The 25,199-nt window shown below is 54.4% G+C and carries 28 protein-coding genes, 4 pseudogenes and 1 riboswitch; of the genes and pseudogenes, 15 read left to right on the top strand and 17 right to left on the bottom strand.

Going from position 1 to position 25,199, the window contains the following annotated elements:
- Positions 1 to 411: 411 nt before the first annotated feature.
- Both ACR3EH_RS22105 and mntR read right to left on the bottom strand, forming a co-directional pair.
- Positions 412 to 909, bottom strand: a complete 498-nt coding sequence (locus ACR3EH_RS22105) for a L,D-transpeptidase family protein (protein ID WP_171676746.1) — start codon at positions 907 to 909, stop codon at positions 412 to 414.
- 472 nt (positions 910 to 1,381) lie between these two features.
- The gene (gene mntR, locus ACR3EH_RS22100; RefSeq protein ID WP_171676701.1) at positions 1,382 to 1,834 is read right to left on the bottom strand and encodes a manganese-binding transcriptional regulator MntR; all 453 of its coding nucleotides are present in this window, start codon (positions 1,832 to 1,834) and stop codon (positions 1,382 to 1,384) included.
- 116 nt (positions 1,835 to 1,950) lie between these two features.
- On the opposite strand from mntR, the gene ACR3EH_RS22095 reads away from it, so the two are divergent.
- From ACR3EH_RS22095 to phnE, 5 genes are read left to right on the top strand one after another with little or no spacing between them, the layout of a single operon-like run.
- Positions 1,951 to 3,447, top strand: coding sequence for a cytochrome c peroxidase (locus ACR3EH_RS22095; RefSeq protein ID WP_480634880.1), 1,497 nt, complete (start codon positions 1,951 to 1,953; stop codon positions 3,445 to 3,447).
- Entirely contained in the window at positions 3,414 to 3,803 is a 390-nt protein-coding gene (locus ACR3EH_RS22090) for a hypothetical protein (protein ID WP_480634879.1), read from the top strand. Before ACR3EH_RS22095 ends, ACR3EH_RS22090 begins: the two co-directional genes overlap by 34 nt.
- Entirely contained in the window at positions 3,803 to 4,663 is an 861-nt protein-coding gene (locus ACR3EH_RS22085) for a phosphate/phosphite/phosphonate ABC transporter substrate-binding protein (protein WP_171676699.1), read from the top strand. The genes ACR3EH_RS22090 and ACR3EH_RS22085 overlap by 1 nt, the downstream gene beginning before the upstream one ends.
- On the top strand, positions 4,660 to 5,430 hold the full coding sequence (locus ACR3EH_RS22080; protein WP_171676697.1) for a phosphonate ABC transporter ATP-binding protein: 771 nt from the start codon (positions 4,660 to 4,662) through the stop codon (positions 5,428 to 5,430). Before ACR3EH_RS22085 ends, ACR3EH_RS22080 begins: the two co-directional genes overlap by 4 nt.
- On the top strand, positions 5,430 to 6,173 hold the full coding sequence (phnE, locus tag ACR3EH_RS22075; protein WP_171676695.1) for a phosphonate ABC transporter, permease protein PhnE: 744 nt from the start codon (positions 5,430 to 5,432) through the stop codon (positions 6,171 to 6,173). The genes ACR3EH_RS22080 and phnE overlap by 1 nt, the downstream gene beginning before the upstream one ends.
- 202 nt (positions 6,174 to 6,375) lie before the next feature.
- Here phnE and ACR3EH_RS22070 read toward each other — a convergent pair.
- Together ACR3EH_RS22070 and ACR3EH_RS22065 are read right to left on the bottom strand one after the other, a co-directional pair.
- Positions 6,376 to 7,135, bottom strand: a pseudogene (locus ACR3EH_RS22070) (transglutaminase-like domain-containing protein).
- 97 nt (positions 7,136 to 7,232) lie between these two features.
- Positions 7,233 to 7,661, bottom strand: a complete 429-nt coding sequence (locus tag ACR3EH_RS22065) for a MerR family transcriptional regulator (RefSeq protein ID WP_170424832.1) — start codon at positions 7,659 to 7,661, stop codon at positions 7,233 to 7,235.
- A 177-nt stretch (positions 7,662 to 7,838) separates the two neighbouring features.
- Between ACR3EH_RS22065 and ACR3EH_RS22060 the strand changes: the two genes are divergently transcribed.
- The 7 genes and pseudogenes from ACR3EH_RS22060 to ACR3EH_RS22030 all read left to right on the top strand — a co-directional run bounded on the left by ACR3EH_RS22060 (position 7,839) and on the right by ACR3EH_RS22030 (position 12,273).
- Entirely contained in the window at positions 7,839 to 8,438 is a 600-nt protein-coding gene (locus ACR3EH_RS22060) for an SCO family protein (RefSeq protein WP_371810752.1), read from the top strand.
- A 5-nt stretch (positions 8,439 to 8,443) separates the two neighbouring features.
- Complete coding sequence (locus tag ACR3EH_RS22055) at positions 8,444 to 8,866, top strand: disulfide bond formation protein B (RefSeq protein ID WP_171676691.1); 423 nt, start codon at positions 8,444 to 8,446, stop codon at positions 8,864 to 8,866.
- Positions 8,863 to 9,522, top strand: coding sequence for a DsbA family protein (locus tag ACR3EH_RS22050; protein ID WP_171676689.1), 660 nt, complete (start codon positions 8,863 to 8,865; stop codon positions 9,520 to 9,522). The genes ACR3EH_RS22055 and ACR3EH_RS22050 overlap by 4 nt, the downstream gene beginning before the upstream one ends.
- A 54-nt stretch (positions 9,523 to 9,576) precedes the next feature.
- Positions 9,577 to 10,020: a copper chaperone PCu(A)C gene (locus ACR3EH_RS22045; protein ID WP_171676687.1), complete on the top strand. Its 444-nt coding sequence runs from the start codon at positions 9,577 to 9,579 to the stop codon at positions 10,018 to 10,020.
- A complete protein-coding gene (locus tag ACR3EH_RS22040; RefSeq protein WP_171676685.1) occupies positions 10,020 to 10,646 on the top strand; it encodes an SCO family protein in 627 nt (208 codons plus the stop codon). Before ACR3EH_RS22045 ends, ACR3EH_RS22040 begins: the two co-directional genes overlap by 1 nt.
- Positions 10,643 to 12,009: pseudogene (locus ACR3EH_RS22035) on the top strand (peptidoglycan DD-metalloendopeptidase family protein). Before ACR3EH_RS22040 ends, ACR3EH_RS22035 begins: the two are co-directional and overlap by 4 nt.
- Before the next feature lie 99 nt (positions 12,010 to 12,108).
- Positions 12,109 to 12,273: a hypothetical protein gene (locus ACR3EH_RS22030; protein WP_170481525.1), complete on the top strand. Its 165-nt coding sequence runs from the start codon at positions 12,109 to 12,111 to the stop codon at positions 12,271 to 12,273.
- Positions 12,274 to 12,325: 52 nt separating this feature from the next.
- On the opposite strand, the gene ACR3EH_RS22025 is transcribed toward ACR3EH_RS22030, so the two are convergent.
- The gene (locus tag ACR3EH_RS22025; RefSeq protein WP_480634885.1) at positions 12,326 to 12,730 is read right to left on the bottom strand and encodes a hypothetical protein; all 405 of its coding nucleotides are present in this window, start codon (positions 12,728 to 12,730) and stop codon (positions 12,326 to 12,328) included.
- Positions 12,731 to 12,733: 3 nt separating this feature from the next.
- A pseudogene (locus tag ACR3EH_RS22020) lies at positions 12,734 to 14,061 on the bottom strand (heavy metal translocating P-type ATPase); the annotation flags it as partial.
- 785 nt (positions 14,062 to 14,846) lie between these two features.
- On the opposite strand from ACR3EH_RS22020, the gene ACR3EH_RS22015 reads away from it, so the two are divergent.
- The gene (locus ACR3EH_RS22015) at positions 14,847 to 15,119 is read left to right on the top strand and encodes a hypothetical protein (RefSeq protein ID WP_171676679.1); all 273 of its coding nucleotides are present in this window, start codon (positions 14,847 to 14,849) and stop codon (positions 15,117 to 15,119) included.
- A 42-nt stretch (positions 15,120 to 15,161) separates the two neighbouring features.
- Here ACR3EH_RS22015 and ACR3EH_RS22010 read toward each other — a convergent pair whose 3' ends face one another.
- The 4 genes from ACR3EH_RS22010 to ACR3EH_RS21995 all read right to left on the bottom strand — a co-directional run bounded on the left by ACR3EH_RS22010 (position 15,162) and on the right by ACR3EH_RS21995 (position 18,194).
- Positions 15,162 to 15,824: a L,D-transpeptidase gene (locus tag ACR3EH_RS22010; RefSeq protein WP_171676677.1), complete on the bottom strand. Its 663-nt coding sequence runs from the start codon at positions 15,822 to 15,824 to the stop codon at positions 15,162 to 15,164.
- 614 nt (positions 15,825 to 16,438) lie between these two features.
- Positions 16,439 to 16,984 carry a c-type cytochrome gene (locus tag ACR3EH_RS22005; protein ID WP_171676675.1) on the bottom strand — a complete coding sequence of 182 codons (546 nt, stop codon included), beginning with the start codon at positions 16,982 to 16,984 and terminating at the stop codon, positions 16,439 to 16,441.
- Between the two features lie 38 nt (positions 16,985 to 17,022).
- Positions 17,023 to 17,490, bottom strand: a complete 468-nt coding sequence (locus ACR3EH_RS22000; protein WP_171676673.1) for a DUF411 domain-containing protein — start codon at positions 17,488 to 17,490, stop codon at positions 17,023 to 17,025.
- Positions 17,491 to 17,564: 74 nt separating this feature from the next.
- Positions 17,565 to 18,194, bottom strand: coding sequence for a cation efflux transmembrane domain-containing protein (locus ACR3EH_RS21995; protein ID WP_171676671.1), 630 nt, complete (start codon positions 18,192 to 18,194; stop codon positions 17,565 to 17,567).
- A gap of 73 nt (positions 18,195 to 18,267) precedes the next feature.
- On the opposite strand from ACR3EH_RS21995, the gene ACR3EH_RS21990 reads away from it, so the two are divergent.
- Entirely contained in the window at positions 18,268 to 18,684 is a 417-nt protein-coding gene (locus ACR3EH_RS21990) for a MerR family transcriptional regulator (RefSeq protein ID WP_171676669.1), read from the top strand.
- A 497-nt stretch (positions 18,685 to 19,181) separates the two neighbouring features.
- Here the strand turns inward: ACR3EH_RS21990 and ACR3EH_RS21985 are convergent.
- From ACR3EH_RS21985 to ACR3EH_RS21955, 7 genes and pseudogenes are all read right to left on the bottom strand, one after another.
- Positions 19,182 to 19,496: pseudogene (locus tag ACR3EH_RS21985) on the bottom strand (transglutaminase-like cysteine peptidase); the annotation flags it as partial.
- A 496-nt stretch (positions 19,497 to 19,992) separates the two neighbouring features.
- Positions 19,993 to 20,496, bottom strand: coding sequence for a hypothetical protein (locus ACR3EH_RS21980; protein ID WP_171676556.1), 504 nt, complete (start codon positions 20,494 to 20,496; stop codon positions 19,993 to 19,995).
- Positions 20,497 to 20,562: 66 nt separating this feature from the next.
- Complete coding sequence (locus tag ACR3EH_RS21975) at positions 20,563 to 21,261, bottom strand: CbtA family protein (RefSeq protein ID WP_171676554.1); 699 nt, start codon at positions 21,259 to 21,261, stop codon at positions 20,563 to 20,565.
- Positions 21,262 to 21,265: 4 nt separating this feature from the next.
- On the bottom strand, positions 21,266 to 21,436 hold the full coding sequence (locus ACR3EH_RS21970; protein ID WP_170481539.1) for a CbtB domain-containing protein: 171 nt from the start codon (positions 21,434 to 21,436) through the stop codon (positions 21,266 to 21,268).
- A 34-nt stretch (positions 21,437 to 21,470) separates the two neighbouring features.
- A riboswitch (cobalamin riboswitch) is annotated at positions 21,471 to 21,686 on the bottom strand.
- 181 nt (positions 21,687 to 21,867) lie between these two features.
- Positions 21,868 to 22,203 carry a DUF1636 family protein gene (locus ACR3EH_RS21965; protein ID WP_170481541.1) on the bottom strand — a complete coding sequence of 112 codons (336 nt, stop codon included), beginning with the start codon at positions 22,201 to 22,203 and terminating at the stop codon, positions 21,868 to 21,870.
- A gap of 1,133 nt (positions 22,204 to 23,336) precedes the next feature.
- Positions 23,337 to 23,960, bottom strand: a complete 624-nt coding sequence (locus ACR3EH_RS21960; protein WP_253762183.1) for a transglutaminase-like cysteine peptidase — start codon at positions 23,958 to 23,960, stop codon at positions 23,337 to 23,339.
- 348 nt (positions 23,961 to 24,308) lie between these two features.
- Positions 24,309 to 24,728: a MerR family transcriptional regulator gene (locus ACR3EH_RS21955; protein WP_170481544.1), complete on the bottom strand. Its 420-nt coding sequence runs from the start codon at positions 24,726 to 24,728 to the stop codon at positions 24,309 to 24,311.
- 145 nt (positions 24,729 to 24,873) lie between these two features.
- Here ACR3EH_RS21955 and ACR3EH_RS21950 point away from each other — a divergent pair, with 145 nt between their 5' ends.
- Positions 24,874 to 25,197 carry a hypothetical protein gene (locus tag ACR3EH_RS21950; protein WP_171676552.1) on the top strand — a complete coding sequence of 108 codons (324 nt, stop codon included), beginning with the start codon at positions 24,874 to 24,876 and terminating at the stop codon, positions 25,195 to 25,197.
- Positions 25,198 to 25,199: the final 2 nt, after the last annotated feature.

Genomic DNA, 25,199 nt, shown 5'->3' with positions numbered 1-25,199 from the left:
CTAAAACGCACTGCTTTGTCTTTGAAAAAGCCCGCAGGTGCATGTTTCACATAATTTACCTTACGCCGCTGTGCCACCGTAGTAGAGCTCACTCTAACTCTGGTTTCTAAATCTCCTATTCTGCTGAAAATGCGTCACGTTCAAAGCTTGACTACAGAGCCCTTAGACGCGAAGGCAGTAGACGCTGTCACCTTCGTTCGAACAGCCAAAAATTGGAGATTGAGGCCGTATCTCTGCAATGCCCTAGTATAACGGAGGATCTTGCCCAGCGTGGTTTCACAGGACGTGCTTACCAGTTCGCCGAAACAGCGAGTCTGGCGTTGGCCGTGAAAGCTCCAGTAATAGCTTCTGACGCCGTCAACGTAGCGCCAAGGCAAGTCCGCAATCGTTGTCTATTTGGAACCTGTCCCTCTATGAATAGATTTCGATTGGCGTTCCGTCTTTGACCATAGCGTAGATCTCTTCAATCTCCTGATCTGTGACAGCGACGCACCCTGCGGTCCAGTCACGCTTGTTCGTGGGATCAATTCCAGGGCGAGGGCCGCCATGTATAAAAATATCACCGCCCGGAGAACGACCCCGAGCTCGGGCAAACGCAGAATCCGCCTCGTTCGGATAAGAGATTCCGATTGAAAGATGGAAAAGACTTTCGGGATTGCGACGGTCAATTACATAGGAGCCTTCAGGTGTTCGCCCGTCTCCTTCGAATTGCTTGTGACCTTCGGGGGCAAATCCGAGTCCAATCGGAAAAGTTCGCAAGACACGCTCACTACCATCGAGGATAAGTAGGCGCTGCCCTTTGTATAGTCGAAGCCGAGTCACAACCGGCCCATTGTAAGTACGGAACTTGCTTGCACAGCCAGACAAAAAGGCGGCTATGCAGCCAGAGAGAAACAGACGTCTTTTCATAGGAACTGCTCGGCTCATTTTGATTTTTGTCAAAAGAATACCACTAAAGGCCAGTTGAACAAAGGTGTATTGGATCTCGCTAGGACAGGAACCGAAAACTAACTGATCAGTTGTGGCCACCTCGTCAGCAGTGCAATGAGTGCCACTTTGATTTCGACATATGTTATTCTTACGCAGTCTTTTAGTTTCGCCCATTCAGTATGGAGATCGCTGCTTTATTCAGATATTTTGCCGCTGGAAATCTTAACGCCGATTATTAAGTGAGCCAGATCGTCTACCGAATTGGATTCTTGTTCTAAGGGTTCGTTCACTACGCTGCACCTGTGTCGATTTTCAGGTACCACGTAGTTTCGTGCCGCGGGCCACTCACCCTCAGATAGCGTCACTATCTAGCTGCAACTTAGGACAATCTCTGTCGATCTGAAATTAGATCTGCCAAATTTCGCAAACATATTTGAGGCTCTATTTGCTTCTACTTTGCTTCATCGGCCCGCCCAACGAACCGTTCAAACACTGCAAGAGTTTCGTCACTTACATGATGCTCAATGCCTTCAGCGTCATGCTCTGCGACTTCCGGTGAAACGCCCAAGGCGATCAGGAACTCCACGACAATCCGGTGACGCCTTCTACAAGCTTCCGCCAATTGACGCCCGGCATCGGTCAGCTGAAGTGAGCGGTAGGGTATTTGCTCAATGAAACCCTCTCGTTTTAAACGAGCCAAATTCTTGGAAACCGTAGGTTGGGTCACGCCCAATCGCTCGGCTATTTCGACCGGGCGCGCCGCGCCATTCTGATGGATCAGCTCCGCGATAAGTTCAACGTAGTCTTCAACCATTTCGCTTTGGTGGGCCTGTCGCACAGCCTCAAACCCGCTCGCCTGGGTATCAATACTACGATCTGAATTTACCGGTTTTGTTTCGGTCATCGGCTCATGATTACGTCGCTGGTCTAGTCTCCAGTGTATGCACCTGAAAGCCGAGCTTGACAATGAGCATGCCTTCATCATTAAATTAGACAAGGCTAACTTTAATAGACAGTGCTATGAAACATCTGATAGCGTCCACACTTCTTTGCGCACTGCCAGTGATCGCGGATGCCACGGCGATTGAAGAATCGCCTTGGGCCCCACGCGCTGCCGCGTATCGACTGACCTTGTTCATGGGGAACCTAACCCCGGTTCCCTGGGATGAAATTGAGAGGAGTTGGACTTCGCCCGCACCTGGCAGTGACATTCAGGTCGCTCCCCTATCACGCGTCTCCGACAACGAAGCGCTTGCGATCAACCAAGCTATGCAAGCCGAAGATCGGCAGGCGCTGTTCGAAGCAAGCACAACTGCCATTGCGGAGGGAATCCTGCGCCATCTGGATGTCGCAAAGACCGCGCTGGGTCAGCCTGAGGCGGCCCGCGAGGTCGCGCAAGCGGCTGCTCTGTTCCGCGCATTCGAAGATGGTATCAAGGCTGCGGACACGTCGGCGGCTCGCGACCTGGGTCGGGCATGGCTGGTTCTGAACTCCACCCTTGGCAGCGCAGGAGTACTGGGCAACGGCGCCCAAACGGTGGATGCCGACCAATTTGCAGAAGCTCAGGCCATTGTCGCTGCCTATATTCGTGCCAACTATCTGCCATCCGAGTATGCCCAACGCGACAAGTTAACACCGCTGCCTGAAACAGTTGTGCTTTCCGGCGAACAAATCACAATGCCCGCCACGCTGCCGCCAGGGTCAAACATCGGAGATCAGGCGCAGCTGCCGCGGCTGGTTCTTCAGTTTGAGGAGGCGGGTGAGGATGAAGCTAATCTACCGCTGGTGGCCTACGGTGACATGCTGTTCGACAGCCCCGAAATCTTCGGCGGCCCGGCGCGTGAGTTGGGCATCGCCTGCTCGACCTGCCACAACCGCTCCGACGTGAACCGGGATTTCTTCATTCCGGGCCTTTCATCCCATCCGGGTGGGATGGATGTGGACGGATCGTTTTTCAATCCAATGTTCAATGACCGGACCGATGATCACTTGGACACGCCTTCTATGCGTGGCATCCGCTTTACCGCACCTTATGGCCGCGACGGGCGCGAACCCAGCCTGCGCCGGTTCATCCGAAATGTGATTGTGACCGAATTCGCGGGAAAGGAACCAACGCCGTTCCAACTGGACGCGCTGGAAGCCTATGTCAAACAGTTCGACTTTCTTCCCAACCCAAAGATCGACCGGTCCGGCAAGCTGACCGATCTGGCGTCAGATGCCGCCAAGCGCGGGGAGTTGCTGTTCAACACCAAATTTGCCGGACTTGGTGACAAATCCTGCGCTTCGTGTCACACGCCTGACCGTCAGTTCCGCGATGGTCTGACCTACGACATCGGCAGCGCTGAACCACCATTCCCCGGCGGCACGGCTTCTGCGTTCGAAACCCCGACGCTGCGCAACGTCAATTTCACTGCACCTTACATGCATGACGGATCGCTGCCGACGCTGGCCAGCGTTGTTGACTGGTTCAATGATACCAAAATTTGGGTTTGGACGAAGCACAGCGCGCAGATCTGACGGCCTACGTCGAAGCTGTTGGAGACGGTGAAGACCCCTATCAAGTATTCGAAGGTCGCAACAGCGTATTCCGCTTGTCCTGGGAAGAGCTGACGACATTCGCCAGTACGCTCGATACCCTGCTGCCGATGCAGGATGCCGAAAACATAGCGGTTCTGATCGACACGGTAGCTCCTGATCTGGCCGCGGATGCCAGTGTCATGGTCAATCAGAACGCCAAGCCCGAAATCTACGAATTCGCCGCGATCCTGCGAGCGGTTGGCGATGCCAGCGCCGAAGGAAACTGGACCGAAGCCATCCGCCAGTGGGAACTGTTCAAGTCCATGCAGGCCGAAATTGACGAGAGGATGTTCTGATGTTGTCGCGCCGCAATTTTCTGGTCGCTGCAGCCGCATCTGCAGCCATGCCCGTAATGGCTGCAACTGACCAGGGGCTGAAGCTGGCCTTCATCCCGCAGGAGAACCCCGAAAAGCTGTTGGGTGACATCAACGTCATCACCGGCTGGCTTTCAGAGCAGATGGGCGTCCCGGTCACGGGGTTTGTCACGTTCGACCACGCTGCTGCCGTTGAGGCGCTGCGCAACGGTGATGCCGATATCTCGTTCATGGGAGCGTTGCCCTTTGTGTTGGCCGAAGACCAGATCGGCGCCGTACCGCTATTGTCCGAGGTTTATCGCGGGCAACCCAGCTATTCGGGCCGGGTCTTCGTGCGGCGTGACAGCGGAATCGAAACGCTGGCCGATCTCCGGGGACGTGACATCGCCTTTTCCGATCCGGTCTCGGAATCCGGTTACATCTATCCGCTTGATCTGTTTGTGCGCGCCGGGCTGTTCGCGGGCACGGGCGATGCCGACAGCTTTTTCGGGCAGAAATTCTTTGCTGGCGGATATCAGCAAGCGATGCAGGCCATGGCCAACGGACTGGTCGATGCGGCAGGCGCAAGCCAGTATGCCGATCTCTATCTGACCCCGGATCAGCAGGCCGAGGTCAAGGTGCTGGCGGAATCAGAACAAATTCCCAGCCACGCAATCATTGCCCGCCCTGATCTGGACGCCGGGCTGCAGGCAAAGTTCATTGAAACCATGCTGCGCCTCAACGAGAGTGAGAACCGTCATCTGTTGGCCTACCTCTATGGCCCGGATGGCTATCTTCCTGCTGATCCATCGGTTTACGAGGGCGTGCGCGAGACTGCGCGGCGGTATGGGTTTCTGAAATGAACCCTGTAGTTTCACTCAACGCGGTATCGCAGCACTTTGCCAGTGCGGCAGCTCTTACAGATGTTTCAATATCAGTGCAGCCCGGTGAAAGCGTCGCGCTACTCGGTCCTTCGGGTGCGGGCAAATCAACGTTGCTGGCGTTGTTGGACGGTCGTTTGAGCGGTTGGCAGGGCGAGGCTCAGGTTTTGGGCCAGCCACTTTTGGCAACAGGAATTCCATCCCGCGAGGACCGTGCCAATACTGGCTTTGTCTTCCAGGAATTCGCATTGGTTGATCGGCAGAGTGTTTATCAGAATGTGATGAACGGTCGGATGGGCCGGATGAATATCTGGTCCTCACTCTGGGGTCGGTTCCGGGAAGAGGACCATATGTGCGTGACACGAGCGCTTCAGGATACGGGGCTGTCCGATCTGGCAAGCCGCCGTGCCGATCAGTTGTCGGGTGGACAACGGCAGCGCGTTGCGATTGCCAGATGTCTGGCACAAGAACCCGAGTTGATCCTTGCGGATGAGCCCGTCAGCAATTTGGATCCTGCTCACGCCGAACGAATTCTGAGCCTGATCACCAGCTCTGCACGTAGCCGCGGAATCGGCGTCATTTTCAGTTCGCATCAGCCAGACCTGTCGCGCCGCTTTGCTGAGCGCATCATAGGCCTGCGAGATGGCGTGGTATTGTTCGACAAACCGTCGGCTCAATTGACCAACGGGGACATCGATGAACTGTATCACGGTGCCGGTGTCACATCGGGGCTGCGTGTAGTCAGTTGATGGGCCGATCTGTCATTTGGGTCATGCTGGCACTGGCGATCCTATGGTCGTTGACCAGCGGGGATATGGGATTGGGCAAGCTGCCAGGCGCGGGCCCCCGTCTGGCAGAGTTTCTGGGGCGTATGATTCCACCTGACCTGTCCGTTTGGCGCGAGGTTCTGACGGGGCTGGCCGAGACACTGAGGATCGCCATTCTGGGAACATTGTTTGCTGTAATCCTGTCCGCGGGACTGGCCGTTCTGGCGTCTGAAACTATGGTGTCACCAGCGATCTGGCGTCCCGTCCGTGCCTTGCTTGCGGTTATCCGTTCGATCCCGCTGATCCTGGTCGCTATGCTAATGGTGGGCGCTGTTGGGTTGGGTCCACTTCCCGGTATTCTGGCAATCACATTTCACGCGACCGGCATGTTGGCAAAGTTCTATGCGGAAGCCATCGACAACGTTGCTATCGCTCCTGTGGCGGCGCTTGAAAGCGCGGGAGCCAACAGAATTCAACAGTTGCGTTGGGCGATCTGGCCGCAGATGGCGCCTGTGATCATGCGCGATACCGTATTTCGGTTTGAACTAAATCTGCGCGAAAGCCTGATACTGGGCATTGTCGGTGCCGGTGGCATCGGGTTGTATGTGCAAACCTATGTACGGTCGTTTCAGTATGAAAAGGCTGCGACCGTGACGTTGGCAATCATTGTTCTGGTTTTATTGTCAGAGGCGCTGAATACGGCCTTGCAAAAACGATTCAACTAAGCCGGAATTTCCGAATTCTCCAAAGAAAAGGCTCGCGTCTTTCCTTTTCTTCCATCGCGGTTGAAGGTTGGATGCTTCGCTTGAAACCGGGACGGTGTAGTCTGCTACACACGCCCTCACGCTGGTTTGTTAAAGCCTCAAGCTTGCTTGATTGATTGAAAATCGCCTGCGTTGAGGAAAATTCTTGGTTCCAATCTAGCGTTCAAACGGATTCACCGCTGTTTCCATGGGAATGTGTTGCCGAAACAATTGCTACCAGCCTGCCAGTGCGTAGTGCTCTGACACGTGCGTTCATCCAATGCCTCACGACGACTCGGTACATCAGTTCACGGAAAAAGCCAAAGTTCTGCCTGTGACGGACATAGAAGGAGTCAGGAGTCAAAGACCCCAAAATCCTGCACGATGCCGTTTCTTTGAATGTATGTGTCACGGCCTTCCCATTCGACCTGGGGATCGCTCAGGCAATCCGTCCCCACACCATACCCACACAGGCTTTCTGTTTTGGGAAATGTCTGCTGCAACACGCGTAAGAAAAGCTCATCCAGAATAAAGCCTTCCAGCTTTAGCCACGTACCCTCTGCTTCGACTTCGACCCATGAATGCACAATCTCCGTCGGCGCCATCGGATAGAAAAGCTCGGGAACCACACCCCTCTGCAATTCTTTGTGGATCGTAAAGCCATGCAAACGGCATCGGATACCGCTGCCGCGAAACAGTGCCATCAGAAGAGTGCCCTTGGTATTGCATTGCCCATAGCCATTGGCGAGTACCTCTGACGCCGGGATATCGTCTGCACGGTTGTAACCAAAGGCAATCTCGTTACGCACGAAATCATAAATAGCGCCAATTCGATCCAATACAGGCAGATCGGGCCAGCTCCGTTCAGTTATGAGCCCCAAAATTGCGGGTGTTTCAAAATCAAGCAGAGGTGTGGCGGTTAGCAACGGGTCTCGGTTCAGCATTTGGTCTCTCGTCGAATCAACTCAGAAAGACTTGTAATTGCTATAGTGACTATAGCTTCAAGAGGCTAATTCCAGTTCGCAATAACGCTGCCCGGAGTTAGGCGCCGATGTCTTCGTGATCAGTAAGACATTCGGAATGATCGCGTAGAACTTCGAGAACGCGACAATCCGAGGTGTTGCCGCCACTGCATTCATGCACCATGCGCTCTAGCTCGGTCCGCAACGCTTCTAGCCGCGCCATTCTTTGCTCAATCTGTTTGAGTTGTCGGCGCGCGATACTGTCGGCTTCATGACATGGGCGATCCGGATCGTCGGACAAATCAAGCAGTTCGCGTATCGCCTCAAGCGAAAACCCCAATTGGCGGGAATGACGGATGAATGCAAGGCGATCCAGTTCGGCATGGCCGTAACGCCTCTGGCCACCTTCGGTGCGCCCCGGTTCCGGCATAAGTCCGATCTGCTCGTAGTAGCGGATCGTCTGAACCTTGGTTCCGGTCTTTTTTCCAAGCGTTCCGATCGTCAGCATCTGGGTCTCCTTACAAAGCTACAGCTTATGTAGGCTCGGGTTGACGCCGCACAATAGCACCTTCTAGACGGTGGACCTGTGACACCCAGCCGCAGGCTCAAAATCCCCTTTGAACCTCTAGCAGGTAGAGGGTGTACATGCCGTTCTGAACCAAGAATCACAGGCGGACGGCTAACTTTGAAACTGACCGTATTTCAAAAAATCTTATGGGTACTGGCTGGTGTCGCAACGGTGGCATTTGCCTATCTGATGCTGTGGTCAGAATATAGACCTGCGCGGATTGAGGAGGGGTCTGTTCCGTTCGAAGCCAGGTTCGAACTGACAGATCACTCTGGTGTTGTCCGTACCCAGAACGACTTTGCAGGCAAGTGGATGTTGGTGTTTTTCGGTTTCACCAACTGCCCCGACGTTTGCCCTACAACACTGTCCGAGGTGGCAGCAGTGCAGGAAGGTCTGGGAAATCAATCAACCCAAGTGCAACCTATCTTCATATCCATCGACCCCGAGCGCGACACTCCGACCGTCCTGGCCGAGTATATACCACTTTTCGATGCGGGGATCATTGGGCTTACAGGCACGCCAGAACAGATTGCGCAAACGTCCAAGACCTTTCCGATTTTCTACGAACGGATCGAACAAGCCACTGCGCCGGACGGTTATACGATGGGGCATACCTCTCATCTGTTTCTGTTCAACAAGGACGCTGGATTCGTTCAGTCCTGGTCATATGGCACGCCTGCCGAAGAAATTCTTGCGGATCTGAAACAGAGACTCTGAGCACCATGTCCCGGTTTTCCAAAGATACACTTCTTGGCCTGGCCTGGGCGATTGCCCTGGTTGCGTCTCTTTCTGTTCTGTTCATTGGAGAGATCCTGGGGCAGACGCCCTGTGTGCTGTGCTGGTTCCAGCGTGCGTTCATGTTCCCATTGGCGATCGTACTGGGGCTTGGCCTGTGGTGGCAGGACCAGAACGTGGGCCGATATGGGATAGCACTGGCATTGGGGGGCGCTGCTGTCGCCTTGTGGCACATGGGCCTGTATGCTGGTCTAATCCCCGAAAAAATCCAACCATGCTCGGCCAGTGGTCCGTCCTGCACGGACGCAAATCAAAGTGTTTTGGGCATCCCGATTCCGCTGATGGCGCTCGTTTCATTCGCGCTAATCGGCGTTCTGTGCGCCCTTTCACTCAAGGAGAAACAAGTATGAACAGACGTGGCCTGATTTTGTCCGTTCTCGCATTCGGTGGTGCCGGATTCGGAGCCGCTTCCTGGTACGTGAACCGAACGACCGCTTCAGGCAATACCGAGCCTGTCGCACCCGAAATCGCTGAAACACTTATCCGTTCCTACTCGCCTGTTCTCGGCCCAAAGGACGCACCGGTTACAATCGTCGAATTTTTCGATCCGGCTTGTGAAGCCTGCCGCGCCTTTCATCCGGTCGTGAAGGACATCATGGCACAGCATGGAGACGCCGTGCGCGTTGTGATCCGGTACACCCCTTTCCATGGCGAGGGCTCAGAGGAGGCGATCCGCGTGCTTGAAGCGGCACGCATGCAGGGGGTCTTTGAACCAGTGCTGGAAGCCGTGTTGCGAGAGCAGCCCAAATGGGCCGCGCATGGTGCGCCTGAACCTGGTCTTATTATTCGAATTGCAGCAGCAGCGGGACTGGATGCCGAGGCCGCGCAGGCACAAATGCTCGCACCCCAGACAGTCGGTGTGCTCAATCAGGATCGCGCTGATGTCGAAGCGGTCGGTATACGGCAAACTCCGACATTCTTCGTCAATGGCAAATCTCTGGATCCGTTTGGTGAGGCTGAATTGAGACGCCTGGTCGCTGCAGAAGTTGCAGCACTGCAAAGCTGAGCAGTAGCGAGAGGTACTATGAGACTCACTGCAAAAAATACATTTCCAGCAGGAATGCTAAGTGCATTCGGTCTGACGGCCATTCTATCGGCACCGGTACTGGCAGGGGTCGATGATGTTGTCGTTGAAGATGCCTGGTCGCGCGCTTCTATTGGTACCAACCGACCTGGCGTCGCTTACATGACGATCCGCAACACCGGCAACGAGGCCGTAACGCTGACGTCTATCCGCACCGATCTTGCGATGATGCCCGAGATCCATCAGACATCGACCAATGCAGAGGGCGTCAGTTCCATGGCACCAGCTGGCGAGCTGGAAATTGCGCCGGGCGGTTCCGTAGCGCTTGAGCCGGGCGGGCTCCACGCAATGCTCATGCGGCTGCAACGCCCTATGACCGAAGGCGAGAGCTTTACGCTGACTCTTATCTTTGCCGATGGCGCAGAAAAGACTGTCAACGTGCCGATATTTGGCATTGCTGCGCGAGGCCCTGGGAACTGATGCAGCGGCGACGCGTTCTCAAATTCGGGGCTGCTGGACTTGGTGTAATCGGCCTGACACTCTTTGCTGGATGGTGGCAAGTGGATGGGCCGGGAGCGGCTCAATCTGATCGCCTTCGTCCCCTTGCGTTGTCGGGCATGAGTTTTCGCATGGTCGATCACGAAGGGACTACCGTCACCCCGCAATCGCTGGTCGGACGTGCAACAATGGTGTTCTTCGGCTTTACCTACTGTCCGGATGTTTGCCCGACGACACTCTCAGATATTTCCCTCTGGCTGGATGATCTGGGCAATGACGCGGATGAGGTGAACGTCGTGTTCATAACTGTAGACCCTGAAAGAGACACCGTTGAAGCCATGGCCGATTATGTCAGCTACTTTCATCCGGCAATTCGCGGATGGGTCGGCGTTTCGGACCAAATCGCTCAGGCCGCGGACGATTTTCGCGCCACTTATGAAAAAGTTCCAATGGAAGATGGCGACTACACAATGAACCACACTGCAAGTGTATTTCTGTTTAGCCCCACAGGCGAATTTGTCAGCACCATCGACTATCATGAGCAGAAAGAATTCGCTGTACCCAAGATCCGCCGCGCTTTGAAAAGTGGAGCGGATACAACATCATGAACGCACGATTTCTAGCAACCTCGGCGATCGCGATCAGCAGCGTCTCGATTGCTTCGATCATGTTCATTGCCTCGAACAGGTCTGAAATGACGGCGCCTGCGCCCACGGTCTTTCAGGTGCCCAAACTTCCTGCGGAACCGCAGATCACATCGGCTCCGTTGCTGAACGTACCATCGGCAGAACTCGCTCCAAGCCCCGTATCGATTCGACCTGCTCAGCCGGAACCCATTCAGGCAGAGGAACCTTTGCCACCTGTTGAACCACCTTCACGAACATGGACGCGCGAGCTTGCAGTGGGTGACACACTCGACAGTATGCTGTCTGACGCGGGGATCGACGCAACCGATCGCGCCGAAATCGCACTTGCACTTGGCGCTGAATACGACTGCGGCGCTTGCGGCCGGGTCACTCGATAACAGTCGTTGCAACGGCAGCGGATCAACTGCGGAGTGTGGAGCTCGCCGTGGACGATGGCGTGAGAATTGAAGTGACACTTAGCGAGACGTTGTCCACGCGCGTGGTCTCACCGGAACCCGACACTGTCATTCTGGCCCGCAAAACAGAGATCGAAACTTCGATCTCAAATGCTCTGAGCAGCGCAAAGATCCCGGTTCGTTTTGCGGTGGATCTCGCTCAAATGCTGAGCGGCACAGTGGATTTTCGACGCGATCTGACCGGTGGCGAAACGCTTCGGCTTCTCTGGCGTGAAAAGAGCATTGATGGCGAGAAGGTAGGCCAGTCCGAGCTCATTTTTGCGGCGCTGGAAGTTGATGATCGGCTTTACGAAATAGCATGGCCAGACGACGACAACGGTCGCGCCACGATCTATGTTGATGGTGAACTTCTTCGTGTCTTTGCCCAACCCGTCGAAGGCGCGCGCCTGAGTTCAGTCTTTGGTCGGCGAAAACACCCGGTCTACGGCAATGTGCGGATGCATACAGGTGTCGATTTTGCTGCTGCACGCGGCACGCCGGTACATGCGACAGCTCCGGGCCGGGTATCCTATGTTGGTTGGCGCGGGGGGTATGGGCGTGTGGTGGAAATCGCTCATGGATCGGACACGGTCACGCGATATACGCATCTTAGCGCAACCGCCGAAGGTCTATCCAAAGGTCAGCGCGTGGAGGCTGGCGAGATGGTTGGCCGTGTCGGGTCGAGCGGCACTGCGACCGGCCCCAATCTTCATTATGAAGTATTGGTTGACGGGCGCCCAACGGACCCGCTTTCTGACGATCGACTTGCTGCCGCTGCGAACAACGAGGTTGAAAGCGAAGCAGCGCGAAAACGCTTAAGAAATGCTCGGGCACAGCTTGAGGAACAGCTGGGCAATCCCGTCGCAAAAAAACGCGAATCTAGTTCGTGAGAGTTTCTTAAAACGGCTTCAGGAGCGCGGCTATCAGTTTGCAGGTATGCGCGCCTGAAGCGGACTGCACTCCAGAAGAACCAAATCAGAGGATGTAAAATGATGGCAATCGCGGGGGCCTTGGTTGGCGCCGTTTGGGGTGGGGTCCTGGCAAAGCGCCGGAATGGCAACAGCCTTGATATTCTTCAATACGCTACAGGATATGCCATCGCTTTTGGCCTGGTGGCGTTTTTTCTTTCGATCGCAGTTGTGCGCCTGATGTAACGCGCCAGTAAGCGAGGCGAAAGCCGGACACCTTGAAGTCCGGCTTCCACTCTTATGTGGTCGCAGCGCCTATTCCCTGCGAGCCAAGGGTATTTGCCGCAGTCTGGGCGGTGTGATCTTCCGGAGCTTTCAGAAGCCGTAAGGCATTGGCCACGACCAGCAAGGACACTCCGACATCCGCGGCGATTGCCCCCCACATGGACGCCAAACCAAAACCCGTCAGAGTGACAAACAATGCTTTGGTCGCAAGTGAGAAGCCGATGTTCTGACGGATGATCGACATGGTTCGACGTGAATGGTCGATCAGCCAGGGTACTTTAGCGATGTCATCAGTCATCAGAGCAATGTCTGCGGTCTCAATCGCAGCATCAGACCCAACTGCACCCATCGCAACTGCATAATGTGCCCGAGCCATCGCAGGCGCGTCGTTGACGCCATCGCCGATCATCGCAACCATCTCGTGCTGTTCTGCCAGTTCCTCAATCGCAGCGACCTTGTCTTCCGGTAGAAGCTGAGCCCGACTTCGTCGATACCGGCTTCGGCTGCCACCGCTCTCGCGGTTTGTTCGTTGTCACCTGTCAGCATGATGATCGACTTCACGCCCTGCGCGTGGAGCCGGGCCACAATGTTTCGGGCTTCGGGGCGAATGCGGTCCCGCAGCTCAAGCAAGCCGGTGACTCCGTTCTCATCCCCGACAACCACAAGTGTGCTTCCCGCGCTCTCAATTTGGTTGCGCAATTCGGCAGGGATGGACGCGCCAAAGCCCTTCTCTTCAGCGAAGCGGTCGGAGCCAAGCCAGATACCTCCGCGCTCGGTGCGGCCGTCCAGACCACGACCGGGAACGGTCTGGATGTCTGCAGCCGCCGATATCGAAATGTCGGTCTGTTCTGCCCTGGTCAAAATGGCGCGGGCCAGCGGGTGTGAAGATCGAACCTCAAGGCTGGCAGCGCTTGCCAACAGCTCCTGCTCGGATGCGTCGCCCAGCGGATACACATTGGCCACTTCGGGCTCGCCCATGGTGATCGTGCCGGTCTTGTCCATGGCCAGTGCGGAGGTACGCCCGGGGGCTTCGATATATGCACCGCCCTTAATCAGAACCCCGGCCCGGGCCGAAGCGGTCAAAGCCGCAACGATTGAAACCGGCGTCGAAATGACGAGTGCACAGGGGCAGGCGATAACCAGAAGAACAAGTGCATTGTAAAACCAGAAGCCCCACGATGCGCCAAATGCAAGCGGCGGGATCAGGGCGATAGCCACTGCGACGACCATAACGATGGGCGTATAGATTCGCGCAAATTTCGTAACCCACTGCTCAACCGGCGCACGGCGAGCATGAGCATCACCGACCATCCGGATGATCTTGGCAAGCACGGTATCGGACGCTGTTTTCGTTGCACGTATTTTGAGGGTGCCTTCACCATTGATTGTGCCGGCATAGACCTCATCACCCAGCTCTTTGGGAATCAGCGCGCTTTCACCTGTGATTGGAGCCTGGTCAACGGCACCCGCCCCTTCGATGACTTCGCCGTCAAGTGGAATGCGATCCCCACCCCGAACGATGAAGCTGTCGCCGACAAAGACATCCGCCGCCGGGACCGTTGCCTCTGAGCCGTCAGCACGAACCAGCCGAACCGTCGGGGGGGCCAGATCAAGCAGCGCGGATACCGCGTTCCGAGCACGTCCGACACTCCAGCTTTCCAGATAAAGAGAGAGCGAAAAGAAAAAAGCCACAGTTGCCGCTTCAAAAAACTCACCCAGAGCGATGGCACCAGCGACGGCAACAACCATCAGAAGGTTCATATCCGGCGAAAGTCGATGCGCCGAAGACCAGGCCTTGGGGGCCACCAGCCAGACGCCAAACAAGATCGCGACTGCGAACAAAGAGGCCTCGGCTAAAGGCATCGGAACCTCACCATGTCCCGAAAACAGCCCGAGCGCACCGCCCATGCCTGTTTCGAAAATGTGCCAACCAAAACCTGCCGCCCAAAACCCTCCGCTGAGTGCGGTGAACCGCCGCTGCCGCGCAATATGCGTCGCCTGATCCTGGGCGGCATTTCCGTCATCCCAAGGTTTGGCGGTCATACCGGTGCTGGCAACCAGCAGCATGACATCTTCGTCAGATATCTTGGCAGAACTTTCAAGAAGCGTCATTCGACCGTTGATGACATCAAAAGCGAGATGCTCTTCACCACCAACTTTCGGGCCGATAACCCGGTTCAGGATCGCAACCTCTTCGGCGCAATCTAGGCCAGAGACCTGAAAGCTTCTGCCACCTTCGGGAATCGGACCGGAGGGCGCGATGTCACCACACCCGCTACTGCCGCACGCGTTGTGACCTTGTATATTTTCGTGGCCATGGTCGTGGTTGTGGGTATCGGATGACATAGTTAGACCTCAAGAATCTCTGCGGTCCTTTGCAAATAGTTCCTACAGCAACTAGAGCTTCAATACCTTTTTCAATCTTTTTCAATCCGGTTCGTTGCCCGCGATATTGATGCTTCATTCCTTCTTGCGGGCTGGCCGTGTGGGTGCAACCTAGTTGCAGAAGACGTAAAAAAATTTGGAACAGGTCAATGCTGAAACGGATCGCAATTACCATCACGTTAGTCTCGATTACTGCCGGTTGCTCAGCCCAATTCACAGAGGGCAAGAGTAAAGCACTCGAACCAGGCAATCTGCCAGATTCGGTCGTTGCGCTGGCAGGGCCGGGGCAGGATCTGGCTACGGCACGCCTTTTACCAGATGACAATTGCTTCTGGTATGAGCACAGCGGACCTGTCGAGACGACATTGGTACCACTGCGCGCGACGAATGGCGCTCCGATCTGCGCTGCGCGCGACGCCTGATCAAAAAAGAGAGCAGCGAAGTCCGTATACGCTGCCCAATATTTAAGAGCGGGCTTTGACGCTATCTTCGGCCGAGTATAGAAAAGCGGTCGAGCCGATTTTTACATTTGGGTAGAGATCATTGATATGAGCCATGATCATTCTCACACATCCAGAACTTGCGCGACCACCGATGCTTCTGGGCTGAGGTGTGCCGTGAATTCTGAGATATGTATCTCGACCCCCAACGTATAGGTAGAGAGCTCGAGAGCCGAGAGCATTACTTGGCCCGGGTTCCATGCCATCCCGGAATTCCGCGTATTCGGGGTTGCGCTCGATCATTGAAGCCGTTGGCGTCCAATGTGGCCACTCGACCTTGCGCCGGATAGCATAGGTACCGGGCTCGTAAAGATTCCCACGCGCGATCGCTACGCCATAGCGCATTGCTGTCCCGCCTTCCTCGATATGGTAAAGATAGCGCGCGACGGCATCGACATGGATGTCACCAGGAACCAAACCATCATTTGCTACGACACGTCGTGGTAAAAAACGGTCATGAACGCCCCATGGATTTGAGGTCGCTGGATCGTAATCAAATGGCGTGACCTGGCTGTCCCAATAGGTCTTTTGCGACGAGGTTGGCCATGTTTTGGCGATCAATGGACTGGCCGCAGACGCCGAGAACAGTGCTGTGGTTGATTGAATGAAATGGCGCCGTGTCAGCATAAGTCTCGTCCTGGTTCACAAGTGTAATGTGGTTGCATCGCCTTTTTGCGATCAAATTCGAGTCTTAAAGCCTCTAGCAGCTAGAGCTTCAAGAGGTTTTAGGCAACACTTGGTTTATCCAGTCGATCATGTTGCCGGTTGCGCAACCACTGCTTTGATCGAGTTTGCTTTGGATTTGGTAATAAATACAACTGCAAGAACCGAAATTTCTATTGTAGCCGCTACATAGCCCAATTGGCCCTAAGCTGCGTATTTGGGCGTTATGAGGAACACGACGTGAACACGCAGCTATGATGTGTAACTTTTGAGTCTGCGAGGCTTGAAGACTGTCACATTAGGGAGAAATCGACCCATTTGAGACAGCATAATTCGTCACATTCGCATGTCTCCTACGGGTCTACCTTTTTGTGACGCGATACTGACAGCCGCCGTTCGCTCATGGCGCGGCGGATTAAACGATAGAGCCCTAACCTGCTCGTGCTGCGACGTACATAAATGTCTGCTTCCGTGAAACTTACTAGAATGGCGCATTGTCAGCTTTATGCCTGCTGAGAATTGTCGTCATTGTATCGACAGCAAAAACACTCATCAAAAACCAACAGATTGACGACAGATCAAGGGAACCCCGCACGCATATAAACGATGATCTTCCAAATGTCTTCTTCGCTCAGCGCTTCCTTGAAGGCTGGCATGTCTGTTCCGAAGCGTTCGCCGCCCTCGGAAATTGCCCAAAGAAGGTACTCGTCCCCCGACATCGGCATCTGAACGAACCACCGTAGGAGAGCGGGAGAGGGCACGAGCGAACGTCCGGCTTCACCATCGCCCAAGCCCTCAGCTCCATGACAGCTTGCGCAGTTTTCCGTGTATAGCGTCTTGCCCTCCGAAACATTCTCGGGCGTTGCACGAATGGTGCTCCGAGCCCCGCGGTAGGCTGCGGGCACGTCCTCGTTCATATACGTCCAATGTCGTTGCATGCGCTGCTGCTGGCCAGGCCCCATATTGCCGTGCCCCCAACCACGCATGTGCTCAGACCTCATGTGGTTAGATCCCATTGGCCCGTGACCCCACCAATCTCCTCGTTGTTGTTGTGCGCAACCCACTGTAGCAATGGTGATAGACAGAACGCTCAAGGCAAGAGTGCGTAATCCAAGCTTCGTCATCTTCTCCTCCTTACTGTTTCCGCTCGATGAACGTCGCCTCAGGCCGCTTCGTAACTCTTGAACACCTCGGTGCTACCGTCCTTGAGGATCAAAAACACGTCGTAGGCCTCACGACGATCTTCCGGCCCCATCCCAGGGGAACCGTAGGGCATGTCAGGAACAGCAAGTCCAACAGCATTGGGTTGCTCCTCCAGCAGACGACGAATGTCGGCAACAGGCACATGCCCCTCGATCATATAGCCATCGATCTCGCCTGTGTGGCAGGACATCATTTCTTCGGGAATGCCGTTGTCCAATTTGTGGCGGACAAGCTGTGTTCCAAAGCTGCGCTCCTCGGTAACGCGAAAGCCTTCCTGCCGTAGGATGTCGATCCAAACCTGGCAACAGCCGCAGTTCGGATCCTTGAGAACATGGATGGAAGGCGTGTCTTGCGCAAACACGGCAAATGGTACTGTGCTGGCAAAGCCAGCGGCGTAAGTCAGTACTTGGCGGCGTTTCAGGTCCATAGTGAGAGCCCTTTGTATTTCCAACTCAATTGAGTCAATTTCGCATCATTCGAGATCAAAGGTCATGATCCACGTCAAACATGCTGATGTTCGCCAACTTCCCGGCGCTCGGCGAGCGCTTGGCGCACGATCTGGAAAGCAGAGGAAAGAAACAACGTTGCCATGACCGCCGCAACAATCAGGTCAGGCCAACCGCTAGCTGTGCCCCAGACGCCTAAAGCTGCAAACATAACGGCCACATTGCCAATGGCGTCATTACGCGAACATAGCCAGACAGAGCGCACATTTGCATCGCCGTCCTTGTAACGGACGAGCAAGAGAACACTTGCGAGATTGGTCATAAGAGCGAAAAAGCCAACGATGCCCATGATCTCGGCCTCCGGCACTCCGACATAGAACACCCGGTACACGGTCGATCCAAACACCCAAAGACCCATCAGCAGCAAGCTCACCCCTTTGGCCAGAGCGGCATTGGTGCGTGCACGGATTGAAGCCCCGATCACTGCCAGCGAGATACCGTAGGTCAAAGCATCCCCAAGGAAGTCTAGAGCGTCGGCCTGAAGTGCCTGAGACTTTGCATAGTGACCAGCAGTCATCTCGACGACGAACATCGCCGCGTTCAGAGCAATGACAATCCACAGCCGCCTTTTGTAGTCGTCTGATACCCCGTCGAATTTGGCGTTGTGTGCGCAACATCCTGACATTGGGAAGCCTTTTTGTATCTGTCGTAACCATAGTGTAGTGTCTCTAGTTACTAGAGGTTCAAGAGGTATTTTCATGTTTTCTATCGGGGAGCTTTCCAAGCGCACGAAGGTCAAAGTTCCGACTATCCGCTACTATGAGGAGATGGGCCTACTTGCCGCACCAGAACGCACCGAAGGCGCCCAACGGCGCTACGATATGGCAGGGCTGGAGCGTGTAAGTTTCATCAAACATGCGCGCGATCTTGGTTTCTCAATTGAAGCGATCTCCGAATTGATTGTGCTTCAAGGCCACCCGGATTGTTCATGCCAAGCCGCGACGGACATCGCCGTCTCACAACTTTCCGAAGTAAGAGCAAAGATCAAACGACTACGGGCACTTGAAAAAGAGCTAATTCGGATTTCGAAGGGCTGTGATAACGAGGGGGGGTCAGAGAACTGCTATGTACTCGCGTCTCTTGCCGATCATAAACTGTGTCACCACGATCACTAAACTATGAGCGGACATTGCTTTAGTCGCTGCGAAAGACTGTTTTGTCCGCTCTGCGTAAGCTCATGCGTGGTGCCGCGAATGACCAAAGTTACACATCTTATTCTCTTGTTCCACCTGACGCTCAAATACGCAGCTTCGGGCCAATTGGGCTTACATGTTTTCGATTTCCGGCGATGCAAGCCAAAGGAATAAGACGGGGAATCGGCGCGGTGAGCTCAATGGTGCCAATTCCGTAAATGACCCATTTCCGTGAGCGTTCAGTCGCGAGTCAGGAGATCTACCGTTAGGCGCCGGGTGAGGCTTTGGGAGAAAGAAAGTGCATATCGAACCGGGCATCGTGAACGGCGCCAAAATCGCGCTTTCCAGTGTTGCCGCCGCAGGCCGGTTACTTACACGGTGAAAGTCTGATCGAAAGAAAAAGCGGAGACCTCAACTGAACGCCGCAAAGAACCAGAAGTTAAAGGGCCAGTGCTTATTGTGGCGCGCCACATTTACTTTTAGCCGTTAGCAATCTGCACCCAACGGTCAGGGTGAATCGGGTCCTGTATTCGAAGGAATAGATACTTTGTTTCCTTCCACGTTTTGATCCTGTTGGTAACATTGTCCAGAACCAAATCGCCTTCACTCGAGCGATAGACTAGAACAGCATGGCCACTGCGATTGGTGTCCAAGACAGTTGCAATTAGTAGCTTCGTAGGATCCAAACCGTTCTGCACAAGTTCAAACTTCTTTTGCAAAGCGAAGTCTTCGCAATCTCCTGATCCATGTGTCGGCAGGGTCCAGTACTCCTTTGTACCATATTGGCTTTGATCCGAAACGGCGCGATCCTCCGATTGACGCGCATGTTGATCGTTTTAACGATCTGCTTTTCCTGCGCCTCGGACAGTCCAGAACTACGAGTTTTCGCGCACGCCCAAGAGTAATCATTGCATAGTGATTTGGCCCCCGACGGCGCTTCAATCTTTCTATCAAGATCGATGAAGGGAAGCTCAGAGGCTTGCAATGTAGCGGTAGAGACAAAGTAACTGCATATGAAACCGGCTATCGATAGATAAACCGGTATCTTTTCCGAAAACCGTTCCTGAGCTAAAGTGGGTTTTGTCATATCTGCCTTCCCCATGCTCAGTTTTCCAGTGCATCCGCAACTGCCGGACCAAGAGTACTCTATCGCAAGCCTTCATGTTCTGCGGTGCTTTGCAACAGCTTGTCTGTTCTTGGATACAGAGCGGCAAAAACCCGCACGCACGCTGTACTTGCCGCTTTGACCTGCTGAACCCACGTAGTTGTCTTCTCAGCCAGGAATGTCACTCAGGAGTCATCGCCGTCAGGCTGGACGGTCACTTTGGCCTCTACGGGCACACCCTCAACCATCAGAGGGCTGTGGCTGTTGCCATTGAGAGAAACTTTTACCTCAACATTGCCATCGGGGAGCGACGGAAGGTGTAACCAATTGGCATAAAGGCGGCCCAGCTTTTCGCCGTTGATATAAACATGCGCGTGACCTTCGCCTGGAACGTCAGCCGAGGAAGCATTTTCCGGAGCAAAGCGAAAGTTCTGCGGTGTCACACGCAGATTCCAGCCCGCCATAGGATCCTTAATCATCTGGATCGCCACACTGGGGGCGTCGCTGTCGGCAGGTAGATTAGTGGCCGCGGAGTGGTCGTGCGCTGCCATCTCCATGTTGCCGCCATGTTGGGCCGGGTCAGTATGATCATGGCTCTCAAAGGTGCTACCGCTGCTGGCGGCAATCACAAAGCCAGCACCGCCGCCAAAGACAAGTCCGATGGCAAAGAGAGCGAGAGAACGGGACATCTTGTCATCCTCAATAAAGAAAGCCCCCGCCGGTGTAACCAGCGGGGTAGCAATGGAGGAGCGCGATCAGACTGCAGCGCCTGCGCGCTTGCCTTCTGTCTGCCAGAAGTAGCCGGTGAAACTGCCCAAGAGTGCCCAGGCGGCCATGCCGATGCCGAAGGCCCGGGCAGCAAAAAGCGCCCCGATCTCGGTCGGAACCGGCCCAGAGAAACTGTCGGGCTCAGGGGCCCCGATAATATGCGGTACCATTAGCAGCACGGCCGCAATCAGGTAGCTTACCAGGTTACCTCCAAAGGCAATCAGCCACATGGCCACGCCGGCTGCGGCAACGGTGACCGTCCACCAGATCTGACGCTCTCCGACATCTGCTGCCGCCACTCCGGGAACTTCTGGAGCCAGCGACAAGCCAGGAGCAAAGTGGAAGGCGACAAAGCCCGCAAGACCCCAAAGCAGGCCGGTGCGGCCGTTGATTTCATGCCCCTGACGTTCGGCTACCGACATCAAAGCCGCCAGGACTAGCGCATAACCAGTGTACGTAAGCGTGGTGAAGATAATGCTGAGACCATCGCGCATCGGCTCGGCGAACATGCCGGGCAGGTCGGGATGCGCAGTTACCGGATCAGCGCCAAAATGTACCAGGTCGCCGCCTTCATAGAGCTCGGCGTGAAGTAGCACGGGCTGCACGAAATACAACTGCAGAAGGGCGGCAATCAGCCCCGCTGCAGCACCAGCGAACAAGCCGCTGGTCAGAATACGACTGAACATTGTCTTAGTGGCAGGGGAAGCCAGTTGCGTGGCGCACATCATGAGCCGCGTCATGCAGGCCAGAAGCCTGAACATGGCCAGTCACGGTAATGATCCCCAGACCCAGAACCACGGCGAATACTGCAGGCAGAAAGGATGCGCCAGCGGCGGATGCCTTGATCGTTTTTGTCGTCATTTTAATCCTCCTCACCGTCACACCCGACGGCATAAGTTGTGTCCATTCTACGGCCGGTCTCCTGACTCGCAGGTCACAGCAGACTTCCCCCTTCCCGGCGCCATTACGCCAGTGGTATTGGAAGGCCGCTCGCCGCTCACAGTCGCGGGGGCGGTCAAGGCTTCAGTGCAGTAGTTTAATGCACCGTCCTCATTCCCGTTTCAGTCCCAGTGCGTAAGCACCTTTGGACACCGTAGAAGCCTTTATTCTTCCATAGTGCTGCGTTCCGTCAAGTACGAAAGCGACATCATAGCATTCTGCAGCGGTTAATCTTAAGTAATGGCAGGATTGGTTTAGATTTTAGCCGCTAAGTGCAGAAGGCTAAGTCGAAAAACACAAACTGTAAGCTGAAAACTCCACACCGGAGTTTTGGCCGGCAAGTTGCATGTGGGCTATCTTTTTTGTGCCGGTATACGTGCAATCGCCTTGAAACGTAGCTTACCTAGCTTCCTGGCGTCAGCGAAGTCGCCGTCAGTACTGTCCTCATACATCCGCATGAAAATCATTATGTCCGGAAGATCGACTGCAGTAATCTCTCCGAACAGATAGGCGGTCTTGCCGCTTTGTCGCACCGCCAACGTCTGTGGTCGGCGACAACCGGACATGCAATCTACTTGCTGCAACTCGGCTTGCACCCCCGATGCCTCCAGCGTTGCGGCTAGCTGATTATAAAGGGTGGAATCCGCGTCGCGGCAGGTTCTGCAAAGCGTGAGGGTAGGCAGGCACATGCGTCAGGCTGATCCTTGATCGAGAACTTCCATCTGAGATTTCATATTTGCTGGTCGGTTGTTAGCTCGGTTTCAATACCTGTTTTGACTCTAAATCTGGAAAAGAGTCTATACTCGAGCAACAAGCACACATTAGCCCTAGCCCTCTAAAACTATGCAAATACACCGAGTGCGAGACGGGGATTTGGCAGAGCGAAGAAGCAACCATCAGACGAAGAGATTTCCAAGTTTCTATGTGAGATTGAGCTGAAGCAGGTGGTAGGCGATGAAGTGGAACAGCTCACGCGAAACATCTTTGTTCTTCAATAATCTGAAACAGCATTGCCTCCGGGATCGGCTCGCCATTACACGCCTATTTTCAGGTCCGCGCGCACCGCGCCTCCCAAGGTGAATTCTGGGACGCGACAGGTTCTTGTAGCGCGTAACTAGGTTCGTTCTATCGTCATTTACAGTCCAGATCCGGGACATATAGCGGGGTTCGTGCTTGATCGTTACCACGACCGATCATGGGACTGAATGCGTCGCGCCAACTGACGACATTCAAAAGAAAGTTCGCTGATGCGAAACGCCTAGGCATCAAAAACTTTTCTGTCTGCGTCACCAGAACTGAGGATCGCCCAAGCTGCCATCGGTGCTCGCCGCAACCCGCTGTGACGGGTGTTGTGATAACGGCATATCTCCGGGTGCAGCCAGTCTTCGAACTCCTCCAATGTCATCGACGCAGTGCCGGAGCCGTCGCATTTCCCCTTATCCTTGGGGGATGATTGCGTTCTTCCCTAAAGTAGATGAACGGCCTCCATGGTCGTCCTAATCAGGCGTTCGATATCGTCGCCGTAATGCGCTCGACCCAGTGGCCTTTACTTGACGGAGATACCCCAATCTGAGCAGGTCAAATGGAAGGTTTCGCTGCGGAAACGCGCCCATTGTCTACGTGTATGGCTTGCGGAATCCCAGCGGTGGGCCAATACAACACCTCGGAGATATCTGGCGCGCGGATCGAATTCGTTCACACGCAATGGTGCAAACACAAGCAGATGGACGAGTCGGACGGAGCAACGAAACTCAAATATGCGCCCAGAACAATGCAGGTCGTGACATCAATTGCGAGAGGCAACCAATGTTTACCCAACGGTTTAGCCGCTAGAAACCTGCACCCAACGGTCAGGGTGTAGTGGGTCCTGTATTCTTAGGAAAAGATACCTCGTTTCCTTCCACGTTTTGATCCTGTTGGTAACATTGTCCAGAACCAAATCGCCTTCACTCGAGCGATAGACTAGAACAGCATGGCCATTGCGATTGGTGTCCAAGACAGTCGCAATTAGTAGCTTCGTAGGATCCAAACCATTCTGCACAAGTTCAAACTTCTTTTGCAAAGCGAAGTCTTCGCAATCTCCTGACCCTTGCGTCGGCAGTGTCCAGTATTCCTTTGTCCCATATTGGCTTTGATCCGAAACGGCACGGATTCTCCGATTGACGCGCGTGTTGATCGTTTTAACGATCTGATTTTCTTGTGCCACGGACAGACCAGAACTACGAGCGCTCGCGCACGCCCACGAGTAGTCTTTGCATAGTGATTTGGCACCCGACGGCGCTCGCATTTCTCTATCTAGTTTGATCAAGGGAAGCTCAGAGGCTTGCGATGTAGCGGCAGACACAAAAAAGCTGCATATAAAACAGATCATTGGGAGATAACCCAGCAGGTTTTTCGATAACATTCCCTGAACTAAAGTGGGATTTGTCATATCTGCCTTCTCCATGCTCGTTCCTCTGAGGTATCCAAACTTCCCGGGCCAATGTATTTCATTCCAAGCCTTCATGTGCTTTGAGGCATTGCAACAACTTCTTAGCCTCTAGGGGTAAAGCGGCAAAAATTTGCAGATTCTTTGGTATTTCTTCCTTAGTTGACAGCATCAGAGCATCCACGCCATCACCAGTCCGGCATAGCTAACAGAGCGACTTAGAGGGTAAGCTGATCGCAATTCTCTCATTCAACAAATATACAACAGAGATCGGCCGTCATCGTTTAAGGTTACGAAATACTGGGACAATGAAGCCGCTCCTCCACAAACTGGGATAGGCAGTTTCGGTTTTTCCGGGCGCTGCAATTAATGGCCGCTAATGACATCTTTGACGACAGGCTCGTTGAGCAACGCCGTTAGCAGGGGGCATGCTGCTTCTCCTTCAGCACAGGTCTGCACAAGTTCTACCAATGCTTGCTCCAGCCGTTGGAGAGCGGCGATTTTTGACCTAACGTTGTCGAGGTGTCTTGTTGCGACGCCTTCGGCGTCACGACAGGCTTGCTCCGGCGCTTTGGACAATTCGCGAAGTGCACATGCATCCTGAATAGTAAAGCCAAGATCGCGGCAGCGTTTGATGAATCTGAGCTCGGATATTTCCCGTTCCGTGTAAGCGCGGCGCCCCGAGGCGGTTCGACCGGCTTTCTCGACTATGCCTTCCCGTTCGTAGTAGCGGATCGTCTCGATCGACAGGCCGGTCAATCTCGCCACTTCGCCAATCGCAATCATGTGATGACCTTTCCCTTGAACCTGTAGCCACTACAGGATGCATATTGTCGGTCATGATGTCGAATTTCGCAAACCGCACGAAGCAAAAATCGAGGAAGCCGAACCGGCTTCCGCCCAAGATCGTCAAAGTCGGAGAAAGCTGACTATGAGCAAATTTGTAGGGGCGAGTTTTCTTAGATCGTTTACCGCATTTGGCGTTGCGACCTGCTGCATCTTGCCGATGGCCTTGATTTTACTTGGCTTGGGAGGGAGCTGGCTGGCCGTATTTGGCAAGATCGCCGCCGCGAGTTATTGCGTGCTCGGCGGTTCGACGGCCCTGCTGCTTCTCTCTGGCATCGTCGCGTACCGCCATGGTTCACTCGACCGCCTCAAATGGTGGCTGACAGGCAGTTTTGCGTTGACGACTATCGCTTGGGTTATCGTACTCAACGAAATCCGAATAAATGATTTCCTGATAACCTTAATGTGACG

The sequence above is a fragment of the Ruegeria sp. BG7 genome (assembly GCF_056535685.1).
Note: the sequence above shows the minus strand (reverse complement) of the source record. Positions and strands in the feature narration are given on the sequence as shown.

Excerpts from the sequence above, each read along its gene's own strand:
- ACR3EH_RS22055 (WP_171676691.1), top strand. The coding sequence starts at position 8,444 with ATGTCCCGGTTTTCCAAAGATACACTTCTTGGCCTGGCCTGGGCGATT.
- ACR3EH_RS22080 (WP_171676697.1), top strand. The coding sequence starts at position 4,660 with ATGAACCCTGTAGTTTCACTCAACGCGGTATCGCAGCACTTTGCCAGT.
- ACR3EH_RS21995 (WP_171676671.1), bottom strand. The coding sequence starts at position 18,194 with ATGTCAGGATGTTGCGCACACAACGCCAAATTCGACGGGGTATCAGAC.
- ACR3EH_RS21980 (WP_171676556.1), bottom strand. The coding sequence starts at position 20,496 with ATGTCCCGTTCTCTCGCTCTCTTTGCCATCGGACTTGTCTTTGGCGGC.
- ACR3EH_RS22015 (WP_171676679.1), top strand. The coding sequence starts at position 14,847 with ATGCTGAAACGGATCGCAATTACCATCACGTTAGTCTCGATTACTGCC.
- ACR3EH_RS22030 (WP_170481525.1), top strand. The coding sequence starts at position 12,109 with ATGATGGCAATCGCGGGGGCCTTGGTTGGCGCCGTTTGGGGTGGGGTC.
- ACR3EH_RS22095 (WP_480634880.1), top strand. The coding sequence starts at position 1,951 with ATGAAACATCTGATAGCGTCCACACTTCTTTGCGCACTGCCAGTGATC.
- ACR3EH_RS22040 (WP_171676685.1), top strand. The coding sequence starts at position 10,020 with ATGCAGCGGCGACGCGTTCTCAAATTCGGGGCTGCTGGACTTGGTGTA.
- ACR3EH_RS22045 (WP_171676687.1), top strand. The coding sequence starts at position 9,577 with ATGCTAAGTGCATTCGGTCTGACGGCCATTCTATCGGCACCGGTACTG.
- ACR3EH_RS21950 (WP_171676552.1), top strand. The coding sequence starts at position 24,874 with ATGAGCAAATTTGTAGGGGCGAGTTTTCTTAGATCGTTTACCGCATTT.
- phnE (WP_171676695.1), top strand. The coding sequence starts at position 5,430 with ATGGGCCGATCTGTCATTTGGGTCATGCTGGCACTGGCGATCCTATGG.
- mntR (WP_171676701.1), bottom strand. The coding sequence starts at position 1,834 with ATGACCGAAACAAAACCGGTAAATTCAGATCGTAGTATTGATACCCAG.
- ACR3EH_RS22025 (WP_480634885.1), bottom strand. The coding sequence starts at position 12,730 with ATGGTTGCGATGATCGGCGATGGCGTCAACGACGCGCCTGCGATGGCT.
- ACR3EH_RS22050 (WP_171676689.1), top strand. The coding sequence starts at position 8,863 with ATGAACAGACGTGGCCTGATTTTGTCCGTTCTCGCATTCGGTGGTGCC.
- ACR3EH_RS22065 (WP_170424832.1), bottom strand. The coding sequence starts at position 7,661 with ATGCTGACGATCGGAACGCTTGGAAAAAAGACCGGAACCAAGGTTCAG.
- ACR3EH_RS21955 (WP_170481544.1), bottom strand. The coding sequence starts at position 24,728 with ATGATTGCGATTGGCGAAGTGGCGAGATTGACCGGCCTGTCGATCGAG.
- ACR3EH_RS22010 (WP_171676677.1), bottom strand. The coding sequence starts at position 15,824 with ATGCTGACACGGCGCCATTTCATTCAATCAACCACAGCACTGTTCTCG.
- ACR3EH_RS22000 (WP_171676673.1), bottom strand. The coding sequence starts at position 17,490 with ATGGACCTGAAACGCCGCCAAGTACTGACTTACGCCGCTGGCTTTGCC.
- ACR3EH_RS21970 (WP_170481539.1), bottom strand. The coding sequence starts at position 21,436 with ATGACGACAAAAACGATCAAGGCATCCGCCGCTGGCGCATCCTTTCTG.
- ACR3EH_RS22105 (WP_171676746.1), bottom strand. The coding sequence starts at position 909 with ATGAAAAGACGTCTGTTTCTCTCTGGCTGCATAGCCGCCTTTTTGTCT.
- ACR3EH_RS21965 (WP_170481541.1), bottom strand. The coding sequence starts at position 22,203 with ATGTGCCTGCCTACCCTCACGCTTTGCAGAACCTGCCGCGACGCGGAT.
- ACR3EH_RS21960 (WP_253762183.1), bottom strand. The coding sequence starts at position 23,960 with ATGGAGAAGGCAGATATGACAAATCCCACTTTAGTTCAGGGAATGTTA.
- ACR3EH_RS22005 (WP_171676675.1), bottom strand. The coding sequence starts at position 16,984 with ATGACGAAGCTTGGATTACGCACTCTTGCCTTGAGCGTTCTGTCTATC.
- ACR3EH_RS21975 (WP_171676554.1), bottom strand. The coding sequence starts at position 21,261 with ATGTTCAGTCGTATTCTGACCAGCGGCTTGTTCGCTGGTGCTGCAGCG.
- ACR3EH_RS21990 (WP_171676669.1), top strand. The coding sequence starts at position 18,268 with ATGTTTTCTATCGGGGAGCTTTCCAAGCGCACGAAGGTCAAAGTTCCG.
- ACR3EH_RS22085 (WP_171676699.1), top strand. The coding sequence starts at position 3,803 with ATGTTGTCGCGCCGCAATTTTCTGGTCGCTGCAGCCGCATCTGCAGCC.